Origin of the sequence: Mariniphaga anaerophila (assembly GCF_900129025.1) — a bacterium.
Taxonomy (GTDB): domain Bacteria; phylum Bacteroidota; class Bacteroidia; order Bacteroidales; family Prolixibacteraceae; genus Mariniphaga; species Mariniphaga anaerophila.
The window spans coordinates 30,970-47,683 of record NZ_FQUM01000006.1 but is presented as its reverse complement, the minus strand read 5'-3'; the positions used below and the strand labels follow the sequence as shown (position 1 = coordinate 47,683).

Genomic DNA, 16,714 nt, shown 5'->3' with positions numbered 1-16,714 from the left:
AACTTTTTCTGGTTTTTTCGCTAATTTAGTGTCTGATTAAAAATCAATCGGTTATCCATGGAAAACGAACAAAAATCTATACAGGAAGTATTTGCCAAAATGGCTGCTCTTTGCAGTCGTTCAGAGCAGTGCTCTTTTGATATTCAGCGAAAGATTACGGCTGCCGGAATTGATGACGAGCAGGCAACTGAAATGATTTCAAAACTGAAAGAAGAAAAATTTATTGACGATGAGCGGTACGCCCGGTCGTACGTTTCCGATAAATTCAAATTTAACAAGTGGGGAAAAGTAAAAATGCGCCACTACCTGAAAATGAAGGGACTTTCGGACAGTTTAATTCTGAATGCCCTGGAAGAAATAGATCAGGATAAATACCGGGACGTGCTGATTAAAACAATGAAAGAAAAAGCACGTGCAGTAAAAAAGAAAAATAAATTTGAAAAAATGGCGCAGATCATTCGTTTTACACAAAACCGCGGTTTCGAACCGGAATTAATTCACCGCTATTTAAACGATGTTGCCGGATAATTGAGATTCTTTTTACCTTTGCAACCCACAAAAAAAGCAGTAATAATGATATTGAAAGACCAGATAAAAGATCTTCTGGAGCGCCGGGATGCGCTGAGGAGGCATCTTTGACTACGATGCAAAATTAATTCAACTACAAGAAGAAGAGCTAAAAACGCAGGATCCTGATTTTTGGTCCAATCCGCAAGATGCTGAAAAGCAGATGAGAACCATCAAATCCATTAAGGAATGGACTCGCGGATTTGAGCAAGTAAATCAGGCAGTGGAAGACCTTGGTGTTTTGTACGAGTTTTTTGAAGCCGAAGAAGCAACCGAAGAAGAGATTGAGAAAGCTCACGCTGAAACGCTCGATTTGGTGGAAAAACTGGAAACAAAAAACATGCTGCGAAGCGAAGAAGATCATTTGGGGGCAGTTCTTAAAATTAATGCTGGCGCCGGTGGAACAGAAAGTAACGACTGGGCCGACATGCTTTTTAGAATGTACACCCGCTGGTGCGAAGATAAAGGCTACAAAATTAAAGTGGCCGACATGCAACACGGCGACGAGGTGGGGATTAAAAGTTGTACGCTGGAGGTAGATGGCGATTTTGCCTACGGTTACCTCAAAAGCGAAAACGGAGTACACCGCCTGGTGCGTCTTTCTCCGTTTAATGCACAAAACAAACGAATGACCTCTTTTACTTCGGTTTATGTTGCGCCTCTGGTTGATGATACCATTGAAATTGAAATTAATCCTGCTGATATTACCTGGGAAACTTTCAGGAGTAGCGGTGCCGGCGGACAGAATGTAAACAAGGTTGAAACCGGCGTGCGACTGCGGCATGCTCCCACCGGAATTATTATTGAAAATACCGAAAGCCGTTCGCAGGGCGGAAACAAAGAAAATGCACTTCGCCTGCTGAAATCTCAACTCTACGAAATGGAGTTGCGCAAACGCCGCGAAAAGGAAGCAGAGATTGAATCTCAGAAAAAGAAAATTGAGTGGGGTTCGCAAATCCGGTCGTATGTGCTGCAGCCCTACAAAATGGTGAAAGACCTGCGCACCAATTACGAAACCGGCAACGTAAATGCGGTGCTCGACGGCGAACTCGATGGATTGATAAAAGCTTACCTGATGGAATTTGGCGGGCAGTAGTCGTTAAAATCATTTGCCGGTCTGCTATCTTTTTCTATTTTTAAGAAGGAATCAACAAAAGAAGTATTTTGTACGTTTGCTTCTTTAAAATAGTCTGGGTATGTATTCAAACGAAAACTTCATAAACAGGGAAATTAGCTGGCTCTCGTTTAACGAAAGGGTTTTGCAGGAAGCGAAAGACCCAAATACTCCGCTTTTCGAACGCATCCGCTTTATCGGAATTTTTTCCAATAACCTCGACGAGTTTTTTCGTGTTCGTGTGGCTACTGTCCGCCGCATGGTTGACATAGGCAAGGACGAAGAAAATCTTTTGGGGAATTTTACGCCCCGCGAGTTGCACGATAAAATTCAGAGTATCGTTTACGAACAGCAGGAAAAAGTTCAGCAGATATTTAAAGATATTTTGGCCGAACTGAATGAGAATGATATTTTTATTGTTAACGAAAAGGATCTGAGTCGCGAGCAGGGCATTTTTGTGAAAAAGTATTTTTACGAGAAAGTTTTGCCAAACCTGGTTCCAATTATGCTGAGCAAAAAGAATAAGTTTCCTTATTTGCGCGATCGCTCGGTGTATCTGGCAGTGAAGTTGATGAAAAAGTCAGATCCCTCTGATTTTGCTTATTCGTTAATTCGTATTCCGGGCAGGTCGGTTTCGCGGTTTTTCGTGCTGCCCAAAGAGGGTAAAAAAACGTATGTAATGCTGCTCGACGATGTTATCCGGTATTGCTTCGACGACCTGTTTTTTTACTTCGATTACGACATGTACGAAGCGTATACCATAAAAATGACGCGCGATGCCGAGCTGGATATCGACGATGATATTTCGAAAAGCTTCATCGAAAAAATGTCAAACAGCCTGAAAAAAAGGAAAAAAGGCAAGCCAGTGCGGCTGATTTACGATCGGGAGATTCCAAAAGATATGCTGGATTTCATTTTGAAAAAGATGAAGCTGGATGACAAAGAAAATGCCGTTCCCGGGGGAAGGTACCACAACCGGAAAGATTTTATGAGTTTTCCCGAAATAGGGAAGAAGCGCCATTATTATACCAAGTTGCCGCCGTTCACCCATAAAGACTTGCCGCCTCACACCAGTATTTTGCGGGTTCTTCGCAGAAAGGATGTGATGCTGCATTACCCGTATCAGACATTTAATCACTTTATCGATTTCCTTCGGGAGGCTGCAATTGACCCGCAGGTAAAAGAAATTGGGATTACCATCTACCGGGTCGCTCCGGCATCGAGAGTTGTAAATGCGTTGCTAAATGCAGTCCGAAACGGGAAAAATGTGACTGTGGTTATTGAATTGCAGGCGCGGTTCGACGAAGAGGCCAATATTATGTGGTCTAATAAATTGCAGGAAGAAGGAGCCAATGTAATAAACGGCGTTCCCGGAATGAAGGTGCACAGCAAACTGGCCTGGGTAAAACGCGACGAAGAGGACGGGTATAGAAATTACGCCTACATCGGAACCGGCAATTTTCATGAAGGCACCGCAAAAGTGTATGCTGACGACGGGTTGCTCACTGCAGATCCTCGACTGGCAGATGAGGTTGAAAAATTATTCGGTTTTTTTAAGCAGAATTACCAGCACTACAATTACAAACATTTGGTGGTGAGCCCGTTTTTTATGCGCGACGTGTTTACCGAAAATATTGAGCGGGAGATTGAGCTGGCAAAAGCCGGGAAAAATGCCTGGATGGTTTTGAAGATGAACAGCCTGATTGACCCCGGAATGATGGTGAAATTATATAAAGCTGCTAAGGCCGGCGTTAAAATAGACTTGATTGTCAGAGGTATTTTTGGGCTGCAGATTGATCGGAAAAAGCTTTCTGAAAATATTAATGCCATAAGTATTGTGGATAAATACCTTGAACATTCGCGAATTTTTCTGTTTGGGAATGATGGCGATGAAAAAATGTACATTTCGTCTGCCGACTGGATGCCGCGAAACCTGAACCGCCGGATTGAAGTGGCCTGCCCGGTTTACGACGAAAACATTCGGGAAGAACTGAAAGAGATGCTGAAAATTCAGTTGCGCGACAACACCAAAGCCCGTATTCTCGATCCGGAATTGCAAAACAGGTACAATAAACCAAGCCTGGAGGAAACTTACCGTGCCCAGGAAGATTATTACAACTACATAAAAAAAAGACACCATACTGTTATGAAAATTTATCACAATCCGCGTTGTACAAAAAGCCGTGCGGGGTTACAATATCTCGAAGAGAGAGGTTTTGATTTGGAGATAATAAAATATTTAAACACCGGCTTATCGGAAGCCGATTTGAGGGAAATTGTCGAAAAATCAGGCAAAAAACCGTTTGAGCTGGTTCGTACACAGGAAGCCGACTACAAAGAAAAATACAAAGGCAAAGAATTATCCGACGACGAGTGGATAAAGGTTCTCGTTGAAAATCCGAAACTGCTTCAACGGCCCATTGTAGTTAACGGAAACAGAGCGGTTTTGGCCAATCCTCCGGAAGTGGTGGAAGAAATAATTTAGCTGATGTTGAGTTGCTTTTGCAAGCTGTTTATTTCAGCTTGCAGCTTGCTTCTTTGTTTCAGTGCTTTTGAAAGTGCAAGTGCATCTTTCACGGCCTGTTTGTCGTATGTTTCCAGAATAATGTAATAGTATTTATTTCCCAGGAAAACGGCTTTCAGGTTGCGGTCAGCGTTGTTGGCAATGAATTCCATTACGCCGTTATCTTTTCCGTTTCGGTAGCTTACTTTTTCCCATTTTGCCTCCATAAAATCGCTCCGGTGGTTGTCGGGCGAACCAATGGGAATCTCTTCCGTTTTTGCATCATCACCCTGGTCGTAAACGCGCAGTGCCGTGTGGTCGAGCCATTTTTCTCCGTGGTAGTTGCTGCTCAGGTAAATCTCTCCCCGTTCATCCAAATGCACCTGAATGTATGAGCGATCCCACGCCCTTTGAAAAGTCTGGCGTTTGTGCACATATTGGGTGTAGCGGTCAAATTCCGTTTTCTCTTTATTAAAAGGTTTTTCCAGCTCTGCTACTTTTACTTTCAGTGAGTCGAGTTCTGCTTCTTTGCGGTGCAGCAAATCAAACTGCACTTCGTTTACCAGGTTTTTGGCGGCGTTCAGCGCGTAAACAGCTTTCGGGTACAGGCGCGGAATGCTATCCAGGTGGCGCAATGCCGCAGTTGTATCATTTTTCTCCAAAAGTGACTGGGCAAGGTTTAGCTTCACCCGGGCTTTGTCTTCATCCGAAGGGCCGCAGCCGGCAATAACTAACGCCAGTAAAACGGCAGAGATAAAAAACGAAAATTTCATCTGTATAAAATTTTTTAATTTCTGAATGTTCAAAAAAATTGAAGCCATTCAGCAACTCACATAAATTTTAATCATTCCTGTTTGTGAATTTTGAATGAAAAAAATTCATGTTCGTTTCATTGCTACATTGTTTTCTGCAAAATTAAGATTTTCTGTCATAAGCAACTTTATTTTTGCCATGGTATATTTTCCCCAATTGAAATAGGAAAGCATATTAGCCCTTGGGTTCAAGTCTTAATGTATAATCCGAATTGTCATATTGACTGATAATGGTTATACGTTTTGGGAAGAAATCTCTTCAGTCAGTAAAAGAAACATTGGAAGGATGTTTTCTGAGTGGAACCAATTCTGTTCAGATGATGTTTTACCATTTGAAAGCAATTTCATTTTTTGGAACACATATGAACGAGATTGGTACAGGTCTGCAAAAAGTTTAGGAGAAGCCTCCAGAAACAATACTACCATGTATTTAGGTGGAAACAGAAAATATTCGCATGAATGGTATATGTATGATCCTACAGAATTAAGTAACAATCCGTTAGATTTAAACACAATTTTCTATTCGTGGGCAAAATGGCATATAAATTCAAAAACTGAATTTAGAATATGGAGAGTTGAATTGTAGTATATAGCTGGGAGCAAGATTTCTTGCTCCCAATTAATTTAATTTGAAATGAAATATTTGTTATTCACTTTATTTTTGTTCATCGTCATTGCTATAAATGCTCAAACAGAATTGTCTTCTTCATTTAATTCGACCCACTCGGGCAGGAATGTTACATTTGCCTTTTCCAAAACTTATAACGCCCGGCATGAATTGGGAGGAGGAATTCGTTTCAACATTAATAAACCTGAAATGAGTGATGACCAGAATAAAGTTTATATGAACATCTCCAAGGGATTGAAGGATTCTACCACTACCATGTTTTCTGAAACTGGACGCATATAAAGCCTTTTTTTTATGATGTACAAGCTACTTATTCCACCACGCGGAACAGAGATTTATTACCATATACTTATGATTTTAATGGAGATGTTTTATACAAAGAACATTTAAACCGGTTTGGTCCCTTTACATGGATTGACCAAAACGTCGGGTTTGGATTTAAAGCAGACCTGCCGGGCAAGTTTTTTATAACCCGGAAAATTGGGGTAGGAACTTCTTTTATCCTCGGTAAAGAAAAAAGATTATTATCGAAATATTTTGATTGGTTTGCGTGGGAATTTGGCGGCTCAATCAATGCCGGAATTGGTTGCCGTTTTTAAATAAATAGGTTGTTACCGACTCACTTTATCCCGCCTTTCTTTTTGCGTCAGACAATTAATTTCTATTTTTAGCGGAAAAATCTATACGCCATGATTACGCTGACCCAACTGGAGTATATAGTCGCGGTAGACACTTATCGCCATTTTGGCAAAGCCGCCGAATCCTGTTTTATCACACAGCCAACCCTTTCCATGCAAATCAAAAAGCTGGAAGAAGACCTGGAAATCATCATTTTTGACCGCAGCAAACAACCGCTTATTCCAACCGATGTTGGCCAGCGAATTATTGAGCAGGCGCGCGTGGTTTTAAAAGAGGCCGAAGAACTTAACAATATCGTAAAAGAACACAAAAATCAGGTCTCCGGAACATTGCGTATTGGAATAATCCCGACGCTGGCACCATATCTCCTGCCCCTGTTTATTGGGCGTTACAAAAAGAAATACCCTAATATTTACATTAAGGTGGTGGAGCAAACTACCAACGAAATTGTGAAGCTGCTGAATAAAGATTTGATTGATGTGGGGATTCTGGTAACGCCTCTCAAAGAAGATAAAATAATTGAGAAACCGGTTTTTTACGAAGAGATGTTGATTTATGTAAATCCGGAAAGCAAGCTCTACAAGAAGAAGGAGATTACGCTGAAAGACATTGCAACGCCTGAGATCTGGCTGTTGAGCGATGGCCATTGTTTTCGGGATCAGGTAGTGAATCTTTGCTCTTTTTTGGGTACGGTCGATAGTCAATTGCCGTTCCATTTTGAAGCCGGATCGCTCGAAACACTTATGAATATTGTTGATCGTGAGGGAGGTATTACGCTGATTCCTGAGCTGGCAATGCTCTCGATGCAGGGCGAACGGAAAAAGAATGTGCGCTGGTTTAGTAACCTGAAACCGTTGCGGGAAGTGAGTTTGGTTTACTCCCGCCATTTTGCAAAGCACAAGCTGATAAACCTGATGTGGCGCGAGATTAAAGACGCCATCCCCCAAGAACTTCAAAATGAACAAAGAGGAACTGTTGTAGAATGGAAATAATTTTTTATTAATTCAAAAAATTAATTATCTTTGCGCCCTGTTTTTTTGCGGACGTGGCGGAATTGGTAGACGCGCTAGACTTAGGATCTAGTGCCATACGGCGTGGGGGTTCGAGTCCCTTCGTCCGCACAAACACCGCCGGCTAATCCATTCAGCGATTTTGCCGGCGGTGATTTAATGGAATGTTGGGAAATTAATTTTATCGTTTCAAAATGAAGGTTACCAGAGAAAATATTGACAATGTAAATGCGGTAATTAAGGTCTTAATTGAAAAATCGGATTACGAACAATCAGTTGAAGATACCTTAAAAGATTACCGTCATAAGGCTTCAATCCCAGGATTCAGGCCGGGAAAAGCTCCTATGGGGCTCATCAAAAGGCGTTTCGAAAAATCGGTAATGGTAGAAGAAATCAACAAAGTTCTGTCGCAAAACCTTACCCGTTATTTGGTTGACGAAAAATTACAGGTTTTGGGTGAACCGCTTGCAAGTACAGAACATCAGAAACCAATTGATTGGGAAAACGATGAAGCTTTTGAATTTGCATTCGACGTGGCTCTGGCGCCAACAGTTGAGGTTCCGCTAAGTGAAGAGGATAAACTCCAGTACTTCACCATAAAAGTTTCTGACGACATGGTTGAAGAGCAGGTGAATATGATTACTTCGCAAATGGGGCAAAACGTTGATGCCGACGAAGCTAAGGACAAGAGCCTGGTTAGAGGCGACTTTGTTGAATTGGATGAGGAAGGAAATCCAAAAGAAGATGGCATTAAAGCAGATGGTGTTTTGCTTTCTGTTGACCTGATTAAAAACGAAGAAATTAAAAAGCAGTTCCTCGGAAAACAAAAGGGTGAAGTGCTCACTTTCGACCCGGTTGCCGCTTACGAAGACAGACACGAAGTGGGACATTTGCTGAAAATCAGTCACGAACAGGCAGATGAACTGAACAGCAATTTTAGCTTCACCATTACAGAAATACTGGATTACCAGAAAGCAGAGCTGAACGAAGAACTGTACAAAAAAATATACGGCGAAGATACCGACGTAAAAACCGAAGAAGATTTAAGAAACAAGTTGAAAGAAGAAATAGCAAACAGCTTGCTGCACTCTTCTGACACAAGGTTTGCTTACGATACACGGGATGCGCTGGTTGAAAAAGTTAATCCGGAGTTACCGGAGGCTTTCCTGAAACGCTGGCTAAAAGAAGCGAATAAAGAAGCAACCGACGAACAGATTGAAAAAGACTTCGACGGATTTTTGAAAGATTTGCGTTGGCAGCTCATCAAAGACTTCATTATTAAAGAAAATGAATTGAAAGTAGAGGACGAAGAAGCTGTTGATTTGGCCAAGAAAATTGCACATGCTCAGTACAGTCAGTACGGCATTTACAACGCGCCTGAAGATCAGCTGGAGTCGTTTGCCAAGATGATTCTGGAAAAACCGGAAGAAAAAGAAAGATTATACTCCAAAATTCTGGAAGACAAGGTAATTGATGTTGTTAAAGGGAAAGTTACCCTGGAAAGCAAAGAAGTTACCCGCGAAGAATTTGAGGAAATGGCCAAATAGCATTTGCTGAGTGTTTCAGCAAATAACTTTTTTGTAACTTTGTAATTCGTTTTCTAACATAAGACAGAATTACAAAGTTACTTTTTTTATAAAGGGAAGGAAAAATGGAAAATTACGACGAATTCAAAAAATACGCAGTTAAACACGAAGGCATTAGCAGTTTAACTTTACAGCGGTATAACTCAGCCTACGGAAGTTACATTTCGCCAACCATTATCGAAGAACGCCAGCTCAACGTTGCATCCATGGATGTATTTTCGCGGTTGATGATGGATCGTATCATCTTTTTGGGCGTTCCCATCGACGATACAGTGGCCAACATTATCCAGGCTCAGTTACTGTTTCTGGAATCAACCGACCCGTCGAAAGATATTCAGATTTACCTGAATTCGCCGGGAGGACAAGTACATGCCGGTTTGGGAATTTACGACACCATGCAATACATCTCTGCCGATGTGGCAACAATTTGTACCGGAATGGCTGCTTCTATGGGAGCTGTGCTGCTTACTGCCGGCGCCAAAGGAAAACGTTCTGCGCTGAAACACTCAAGGGTGATGATTCATCAGCCCATGGGCGGAGCACAGGGACAAGCGTCAGACATTGAAATTACAGCTCGTGAAATCATTAAAATTAAAGCCGAACTTTATAATATTATTTCAGCTCATTCAGGAAAACCAGTAAAACAGGTAGAAAAAGATGCCGACCGCGATTACTGGATGACCTCGGAAGAAGCTGTTAAATACGGAATGATTGACGAGATTTTAGTGAGAGATAAAGCAAAAAAATAATCAATGGCAAATAAAATCAGAATGGATAAATGTTCTTTTTGCGGACGCGAAAAAAAAGAAGTGAACCTTTTAATCGCCGGGATCGACGGGCATATCTGCGATCGTTGCGCTGAACAGGCTTACTCAATTATCCAGGAAGAAATAAAAAAAGATAGTTCTTTTGATTTGTCCGGGATTCAACTTCTTAAACCAAAGCAAATTAAGGAGTTTGTAGACCAGTATGTAATTGGACAAGACGAAGCAAAAAAAATTATTTCAGTAGCAGTTTATAACCATTACAAAAGGCTTACCCAGCCAATGGATCAAGACGAAACTGAGATTGAAAAGTCAAACATTATTTTGGTGGGGGAAACCGGTACCGGCAAAACTCTTTTGGCGCGTACCATTGCAAAAATGCTTCACGTTCCTTTTACCATTGTTGATGCCACCGTGCTTACCGAAGCCGGTTATGTGGGAGAAGATATTGAAAGCATTTTAACCCGCCTGCTGCAGGCTGCCGATTATAATGTGGAAGCTGCCGAACGCGGCATCGTTTTTATCGATGAGATTGATAAAATTGCCCGTAAAAGCGATAATCCGTCCATTACACGTGATGTTTCCGGAGAAGGTGTTCAGCAGGGGCTGCTGAAACTTTTGGAAGGAGCCATTGTTAATGTGCCCCCGCAGGGAGGAAGAAAACATCCGGAGCAGAAATTAATTCCGGTGGATACAAAAAACATCCTGTTTGTTTGTGGAGGTGCTTTTGACGGAATCGAACGGAAAATTGCCAACCGGTTAAATACTAAAGTAATTGGTTACAGCGCAGCGAAAGCGGTAGATCGTATCGAGCGCGAAAACCTTCTTCAGTACATTTCTCCCCAGGATTTGAAATCGTTTGGACTGATTCCGGAAATTATCGGACGTTTGCCGGTTCTGGTTCATCTCGATCCACTGAATAAAGAAGCATTGCGTAGTATTCTTACTGAACCGAAAAACTCGGTAATCAGGCAGTATAAAAAGCTTTTCCAGATTGATAAAATAAATTTGGAATTTGAAGAAGACGCGCTTCAGTATATTGTGGATAAAGCCATTGAATTTAAGCTGGGAGCTCGTGGCCTTCGTTCTATTTGCGAAAGTATAATGAATGATGCCATGTATGAAATGCCTTCTGAAAAAGCAGACAGTCTGCTTATTACACAGGAGTATGCCCAAAGTAAGATGGACCGTTCAAATATCCGCAGGTTAAAAGCAAGCTGATTTTCTTTCGGGAGAAACGAATTTTTGCTTGAAAAAATATAGAAAATAAGAAACAGGCTCGGTTTTCTTCCGGTAAGAAAGCCGGGCCTGCTTTAGTAAATGTATAACTTCCCAATTAATAATCCGGCAGATGAAGGTTTTTTACACAGCTATTGTTCTAATAATTGGTTGCATCCTAGCTATCCAGGGGAGCATAAATACCCAGTTAACCACTTACCTGAAACATCCTTTACAAGGAGCCCTGGTCAATTTTTTGGTCGGTTTTGTTTCGTTGGTGGTAATCAACATTTTGTTTCGCACTCAAACTCCCGATTGGGGCTATGTGAAAACAGCTCCTTGGTATTTGTTTATAGGAGGAACGTTGGGTGCACTTTTTGTCTCTTCAATCATTTTTTTTATTCCCCGGATTGGCGTTAGCACGGTTTTGGCAGCTTCCATTGCCGGACAGTTAATTGCTGCCTCAATAATCGACCACTTTGGATTTTTTGGCCTTGCAGTCCATCCGATATCCGGAGGCCGAATTGCTGGCGTTCTGCTTTTGATTGCCGGAATTTTTCTGATTCAGCGCTATTGACTTTAATTTTTTGAAGCTATCCGGCTGGGCACAAAAAAAGAGACCGTTTGCTATTTAGAACGGTCTCTTTTTTCGGGATTCATGCGTGCTGGTTATTCCTTGGTTACCATGTATTTCTTATCAACTAAATCTAACCTCCATGATTGATTAAGTTTTAATTTCCACCCTTTCCCATATATTAATGTATCTGTTATTAATTCAGGATATGAAATTATTACTTTATTCCAGGCAGGCCCAATCAGAGCACCACAACTGTCAACTTCGAGTATTCCCCAGTTGTCAGTAACTCTTAAATTCGGATAAACCGTTCCCGATGAGTCCAGCGGCATAACGTTAGAAGGGTCGAACCCTAGGTTCAAAGCCTCTAAACCTATAACAACAACACTATCGCTGAGAAACTTCTTTTTGTATCTGTTTTTCAATTCTTCTTTCTTGTTTTCCCGCTCGGTTTCATTCTCAATAATTGAGTCGATTCCGTACGTCTTTCCAATTTCCAGGATGGTGTCGTCTGTCAATTCCTGACAGTCCACATTCCAAAAACCAGTGAAAAAGTCGGTTAAATTAGTGTCTTTCGTAATCTTTAAATTCCAACCTTTATCTGTTTTTTGCAAAAAATAACCGTAAACAGGAATTGTAAAATAGGGAAAGGAACGAACAAATGCCGGCAAGGTATAAAACCAGTCAATTTGAGAAATATAGTGTTTCTTCAAGTCAGAATCTGTTCGTTTACTTAGAATCGACCCCGTGTATTCTGCCAGTCCCTCATTTATTTCCAGTGAGTTTTCTGCCTGTTTAGCATCAGGAAAACTCTGATAGCGATGTTGCCTGAAAAGCAATGCGTTTTTTATATGAATTTCAGGTTCATTTGAATCTAATGCTTTTTTCAACGCCTCAAGTTCCAGCTTTAACCAAACTCGTCCATTTTTAGAATCCAGATGAACACTTTGAATTTCAGCTAAAGAACCAAAGCCTATTGCAGGCTGAATTCGGTGAAAGGATTCGTGAATCAGTAAATTCAATCGTTTTTCTTTTGTGTCAGGAAGAGGAAAGGCAACCATTGTCCATTTTTTTCCATTCCAGTCAAATGCTGTATTGGCAATGTTAATATTCTCCGGAAGTTTTCCTACAAAAAGGTTTTCTCGTTTTACCAGTTCTCCGGAGTTGTCGCTTTCGTTGGCTATTATTGCTCTTGTATCTCTGTTTACAAAAATCAGCGGTCCTTCTAATGAATGATTCCAGGTTTCTCCGTTTTCTTTTTTCAGCGTTTCTTGAAGCTCTTTAAATGCAGTTACAGCTTGTGCCCAATCAGGATCTGTTGTTTCGTTTGTTTTACTGCTTTTGTTACATCCCCAAAGGAATGTAATAGCCAAAATTGTTAAAATCGTTTTCATTTTTCGTTGTGACGAAGGGTGTTTTATATAATGAGTAGAGGCAGATGATGTGGTGGCTTTTCATCAAAATGCTATACCGTTTGATGAGTCTGCAAGCCTTGATGAGTCCACATTGCCTGCCACTACTTTTATTCACGGGGAATGTTAGTAAATATTCAAGTCATAAGGCATGCGTGCAAAAATGCCTTCCATCGAAGATGTTTTTTTCAGGTACTCGTAATATTTGTATTTTTCTCCTAATTCGTTTTTCAGGAACCGGGCACGTACATTGTCGCTGCCGGTTTTAAGCAGTTGCTGGAAAGGATCCAGTTGCTCCGGTAACGAAACAGTGCGGTAGTTTTCTAATCCTTCAATTTCAGCAGCCAGGTTAATGGCATCCTGCAATCCGCCAAACTCGTCAACTAACCCGATTTCTTTGGCATTCTCGCCACTCCAAACACGGCCTTGTCCTATTTCATCCACCTGTTCTTTGGTCATGCCCCTGCCTTCGGCAACATGCGAAATAAACAGGTCGTAACCGCTTTCAATCGTTTCCTGCATGAGGTCTCTTTCGTATGCGGTCATTGGGCGGGTTGTCGACAACAAGTCTGAATTTTTGTTGGTTTTTACCACATCGGTAGTAATTCCCAGTTTTTTGTTCAATAATTCACCCATATTGGGAATCATACCGAAAATACCAATTGAACCGGTAATGGTGTTGGGCTGCGCAACAATCTGGTCGGCAGCACACGAAATGTAGTATCCGCCGGAAGCCGCAACATCGCCAAACGATACAACAACTGTTTTTTCTTCAGCGGCCAGTTTTACTTCACGCCAGATTACTTCCGAGTCAAAAACGCTTCCTCCGGGAGAATTCACTCTGAAAACAATGGCTTTGTACGAGCTGTCCTGCCTTACTTTACGGATTTCCTTGCCAACTTCGTCGCCGATTATTGCTGCTCCGCTTCCCATTGACATACCAATATCGCCGCTGGCGTAAATTACCGCAATTTTATTCCGGCTGAACGATTTTTCTGCTCCTTTAACCGGTACACCTGCGTAGCTGGTTGCACTAATGATTGGTACTCCTTTTTTCTTGGCAATTCCTGTAATTTCGCGCAAATCATCCAGAACTTCATCTTTGTATTTTGCGGCATCAACCAATCCCGATTCTACGGCTTTATTGCCTTGTTTAAACGTTTGTACTTCGTCAGCAAGAGTATTCAACTGTTCAACCGGAATACTTCTTTCTCCTGAGATGCCATTCAGCATGTGGTTCCAAAGGCTGCCCATATAAACCAGGCGTTGTTCGCGGTTTTCTTCGCTCATCTTTTCGAGCATAAACGGTTCAACCGCAGCTTTAAACTTTCCGTGTCTTACAATCTGCATTTCAACACCCAACTTTTCAAGCGCCTTGGTGTAAAACATTAATTCTCCGCCAAGCCCTCTAAAATCTACTGTTCCGAGCGGATGTAAAATAACCTGATCGGCTACTGTTGCCAGGTAATACGATTTTTGGTCGTAACTGTCGCCGTAAGCATAAACCGGTTTGTCGCAACTGTCTTTAAAAGCGATAAGTGCATTTCTGATTTCTTCAACAGAAGCCATTCCCCCGTTAACCGCCGAAAGTTTAAGGTAAATCCCTTTTATGCGGTCGTCGTGTATTGCTTTTGATAAAGATTCAGTAATATTATCCAGCCCGATAGTTTTTTGCTGCGGAAATCCCGGAATATCCAGATCCTGAAAAGGATCGTTGGGAGCCCGGTCAACAATCTGGCGTTCCAGATCAATCACAAGCATGGAATTGTCCTGCACAGAAACTTTTTTCTCTGTGGTAGAAACCAAAATTCCAATTGTCATAAACAGCAGCAAAAGACCAATGATTGAAATTGCAGCCATTCCAACCACTGTTGCCAGTACATACTTAAAAAAATCTTTCATACTTTTTGAATTTATATTTTCATTACCGTTATTTGGTAAATGATGGGTAATTTTATCTCTCAAATAATTACAAATATACTACTCAATGCACCATGTTTTTTTAGGAATTGGCGGAAACCTGGGAAATAAACAGGATAATTTGACAAAGGTTCTACTTATTATTGAGAATAAGTTAGGTGCCATTGTTAAAAAATCGTCAGTTTACGAAACTCCGCCCTGGGGCTTCGATGCGGAGGAGAATTTCTGGAATATTGTTGTTCAGATTAAAACCGAACTGGCACCGGAAGAGCTTCTTTTGTCAATTAAAACCATTGAAAAAGGGTTCGGACGGAAACCCAGGAAAGAGAACTACACCTCGCGTGAGATGGATATTGATATTTTGTATTACGACAATATGGTGGTTGACACAGAACAGTTAAAAATACCACATCCTCATATTCCCGAAAGGCTTTTTGTTCTGGTTCCGCTTGTGGAAATTGCCCCCGGATTCAGTCATCCGGTTTTAAAAAAGAGTAGTGTTCGACTGTTGGAGAATTGTAAGGATGCTTCGAAAATAACAAGAATTGAACTATAAAATAATTGACCATGAACACTCAACCTGAAATTGAAGTAGGAATAGTTGCTCTGGAAAAGCTGCATTTTGCGCTGGGCTGCAATTTTATATCAGAGAAACAAGAAAGCTTGCCTGCCGGAAAGTACCGCGCTGTTATTGAGAACAGGCAGCTTGCGGTGTATTCGGCCGCCCGAGAAAAAATGGCCGCCAGCCAACTGCTTTCTCCGGAAGACAACAATTCTTTTTTTGAACTCAGTGATGTAGTTATTGGAGTAGGATTTCATTGGGAACAGAACGAGAACCAGCGGTTTCAGGGAAAACTGAAACTCATTGCTGAAAATGAGAAAGTTCGTGCAATAAATGTAGTTGGCCTCGAAGATTACCTTAAAAGCGTAATTTCTTCGGAGATGAGCGCTACCAGTTCGCCGGAGTTGTTAAAAGCACATGCCGTTATTTCAAGGAGCTGGCTGCTGGCGCAAATTGAAAAAACGGAGTCGCTGAAATCGGGTGGTGGCATTTACCGTACATCTGAGGAAACAGAGACGGAGATTATTCGTTGGTACGACCGCGAAGACCATTCCACTTTTGATGTTTGCGCCGATGACCACTGCCAGCGCTACCAGGGAATTACCAAAATTCATTCTGAAAAAGCGATAGCCGCAGTGAACGAAACATTTGGAGAAGTGCTTGTTTATGAAGGGAAAATTTGTGATGCGCGGTTCTCTAAGTGTTGTGGGGGATTAACAGAGAATTTTGAGAATGTTTGGGAGCCGGTGCGCCACCGTTACCTCACCAAAGTGGTAGATTCGGAATTCGGAGGAACAACTTGTGTCGATCTTCGGCAGGAAGACGAGGCCGAGTTGTGGATTCGCAACAAACCTCATGCTTTTTGCAACACCACCGATCAGAAAATTCTCTCGCAGGTGCTGCCTGATTTTGACCAGAAAACAACCGACTTTTACCGCTGGAAAGTGGAATATTCGCAACAGGAACTGGCTGAGCTGATTAAAAAACGTTCGGGAATTGATTTTGGCGAAATTGTTAAGCTGGAACCGGTAAAACGCGGGCATTCTTCCCGCCTGATTAAGCTGAAAATCCATGGTACAAAACGGACACTTACAGTGGGAAAAGAGCTGGAAATTCGTAAATGGTTATCAGAATCGCATTTGTACAGTTCTGCTTTTGTGGTGGATCATTTGAATGAGAAAAACGGCATTCCGCAAAAGTTTGTGTTAACCGGCGCCGGATGGGGACACGGCGTTGGCCTTTGCCAGATTGGCGCTGCGGTGATGGGGGAAAAGGGATATTCGTACAGCGAAATTTTAAATCACTATTTTAAGGGAGCCGAATTGAAGAAGAATTATTAGTCATAGAAAATTCGGTTTTAATTGTATTCCTTCGTGATTACGGTGCTCGGTAGAAAATTCTTCTA

14 protein-coding genes and 1 tRNA gene are annotated in these 16,714 nt (G+C 41.6%); 12 read left to right on the top strand and 3 right to left on the bottom strand.

Annotated features, from left to right (window positions below):
* Positions 1-57 precede the first annotated feature (57 nt).
* The 3 genes from BUB08_RS12975 (at position 58) to ppk1 (ending at position 4,166) form a co-directional block, all read left to right on the top strand.
* The gene (locus BUB08_RS12975) at positions 58-528 is read left to right on the top strand and encodes a regulatory protein RecX (RefSeq protein WP_073002324.1); all 471 of its coding nucleotides are present in this window, start codon (positions 58-60) and stop codon (positions 526-528) included.
* Between the two features lie 45 nt (positions 529-573).
* Positions 574-1,663 (top strand): peptide chain release factor 2 gene (gene prfB / locus BUB08_RS12970; protein ID WP_217651617.1). Its coding sequence is split into 2 segments (ribosomal slippage): positions 574-636 and positions 638-1,663, totalling 1,089 coding nucleotides; the frame shifts between segments, so codons are not numbered across the junction.
* A gap of 100 nt (positions 1,664-1,763) precedes the next feature.
* Entirely contained in the window at positions 1,764-4,166 is a 2,403-nt protein-coding gene (gene ppk1, locus BUB08_RS12965) for a polyphosphate kinase 1 (RefSeq protein WP_073002322.1), read from the top strand.
* On the opposite strand, the gene BUB08_RS12960 is transcribed toward ppk1, so the two are convergent.
* On the bottom strand, positions 4,163-4,957 hold the full coding sequence (locus tag BUB08_RS12960; protein WP_139249701.1) for an outer membrane protein assembly factor BamD: 795 nt from the start codon (positions 4,955-4,957) through the stop codon (positions 4,163-4,165). The two genes, ppk1 and BUB08_RS12960, sit on opposite strands and share 4 nt — an antisense overlap.
* Positions 4,958-5,630: 673 nt before the next feature.
* Between BUB08_RS12960 and BUB08_RS12950 the strand changes: the two genes are divergently transcribed.
* The 7 genes from BUB08_RS12950 to BUB08_RS12920 all read left to right on the top strand — a co-directional run bounded on the left by BUB08_RS12950 (position 5,631) and on the right by BUB08_RS12920 (position 11,418).
* Positions 5,631-5,906 carry a hypothetical protein gene (locus tag BUB08_RS12950; protein ID WP_073002319.1) on the top strand — a complete coding sequence of 92 codons (276 nt, stop codon included), beginning with the start codon at positions 5,631-5,633 and terminating at the stop codon, positions 5,904-5,906.
* Between the two features lie 407 nt (positions 5,907-6,313).
* Positions 6,314-7,255, top strand: coding sequence for a LysR substrate-binding domain-containing protein (locus BUB08_RS12945; protein ID WP_073002318.1), 942 nt, complete (start codon positions 6,314-6,316; stop codon positions 7,253-7,255).
* Between the two features lie 47 nt (positions 7,256-7,302).
* Positions 7,303-7,384: transfer RNA gene (locus BUB08_RS12940), tRNA-Leu, on the top strand.
* An 83-nt stretch (positions 7,385-7,467) separates the two neighbouring features.
* The gene (gene tig, locus BUB08_RS12935; RefSeq protein ID WP_073002317.1) at positions 7,468-8,820 is read left to right on the top strand and encodes a trigger factor; all 1,353 of its coding nucleotides are present in this window, start codon (positions 7,468-7,470) and stop codon (positions 8,818-8,820) included.
* Between the two features lie 104 nt (positions 8,821-8,924).
* Entirely contained in the window at positions 8,925-9,608 is a 684-nt protein-coding gene (clpP, locus tag BUB08_RS12930) for an ATP-dependent Clp endopeptidase proteolytic subunit ClpP (protein WP_073002316.1), read from the top strand.
* Positions 9,609-9,611: 3 nt separating this feature from the next.
* Entirely contained in the window at positions 9,612-10,844 is a 1,233-nt protein-coding gene (gene clpX, locus BUB08_RS12925) for an ATP-dependent Clp protease ATP-binding subunit ClpX (protein WP_245820201.1), read from the top strand.
* 130 nt (positions 10,845-10,974) lie between these two features.
* Complete coding sequence (locus tag BUB08_RS12920) at positions 10,975-11,418, top strand: DMT family transporter (protein ID WP_073002315.1); 444 nt, start codon at positions 10,975-10,977, stop codon at positions 11,416-11,418.
* 92 nt (positions 11,419-11,510) lie between these two features.
* Here the strand turns inward: BUB08_RS12920 and BUB08_RS12915 are convergent, their stop codons facing one another.
* Together BUB08_RS12915 and sppA are read right to left on the bottom strand one after the other, a co-directional pair.
* The gene (locus BUB08_RS12915; protein ID WP_073002314.1) at positions 11,511-12,809 is read right to left on the bottom strand and encodes a hypothetical protein; all 1,299 of its coding nucleotides are present in this window, start codon (positions 12,807-12,809) and stop codon (positions 11,511-11,513) included.
* Between the two features lie 144 nt (positions 12,810-12,953).
* Entirely contained in the window at positions 12,954-14,729 is a 1,776-nt protein-coding gene (sppA, locus tag BUB08_RS12910) for a signal peptide peptidase SppA (RefSeq protein ID WP_073002601.1), read from the bottom strand.
* Positions 14,730-14,814: 85 nt separating this feature from the next.
* Here sppA and folK point away from each other — a divergent pair, with 85 nt between their 5' ends.
* Positions 14,815-15,303 (top strand): 2-amino-4-hydroxy-6-hydroxymethyldihydropteridine diphosphokinase, encoded by a 489-nt coding sequence (gene folK, locus BUB08_RS12905; RefSeq protein ID WP_073002313.1) that lies wholly within the window; start codon positions 14,815-14,817, stop codon positions 15,301-15,303.
* An 11-nt stretch (positions 15,304-15,314) separates the two neighbouring features.
* On the top strand, positions 15,315-16,649 hold the full coding sequence (locus BUB08_RS12900; protein ID WP_073002312.1) for a SpoIID/LytB domain-containing protein: 1,335 nt from the start codon (positions 15,315-15,317) through the stop codon (positions 16,647-16,649).
* Positions 16,650-16,714 lie beyond the last annotated feature (65 nt).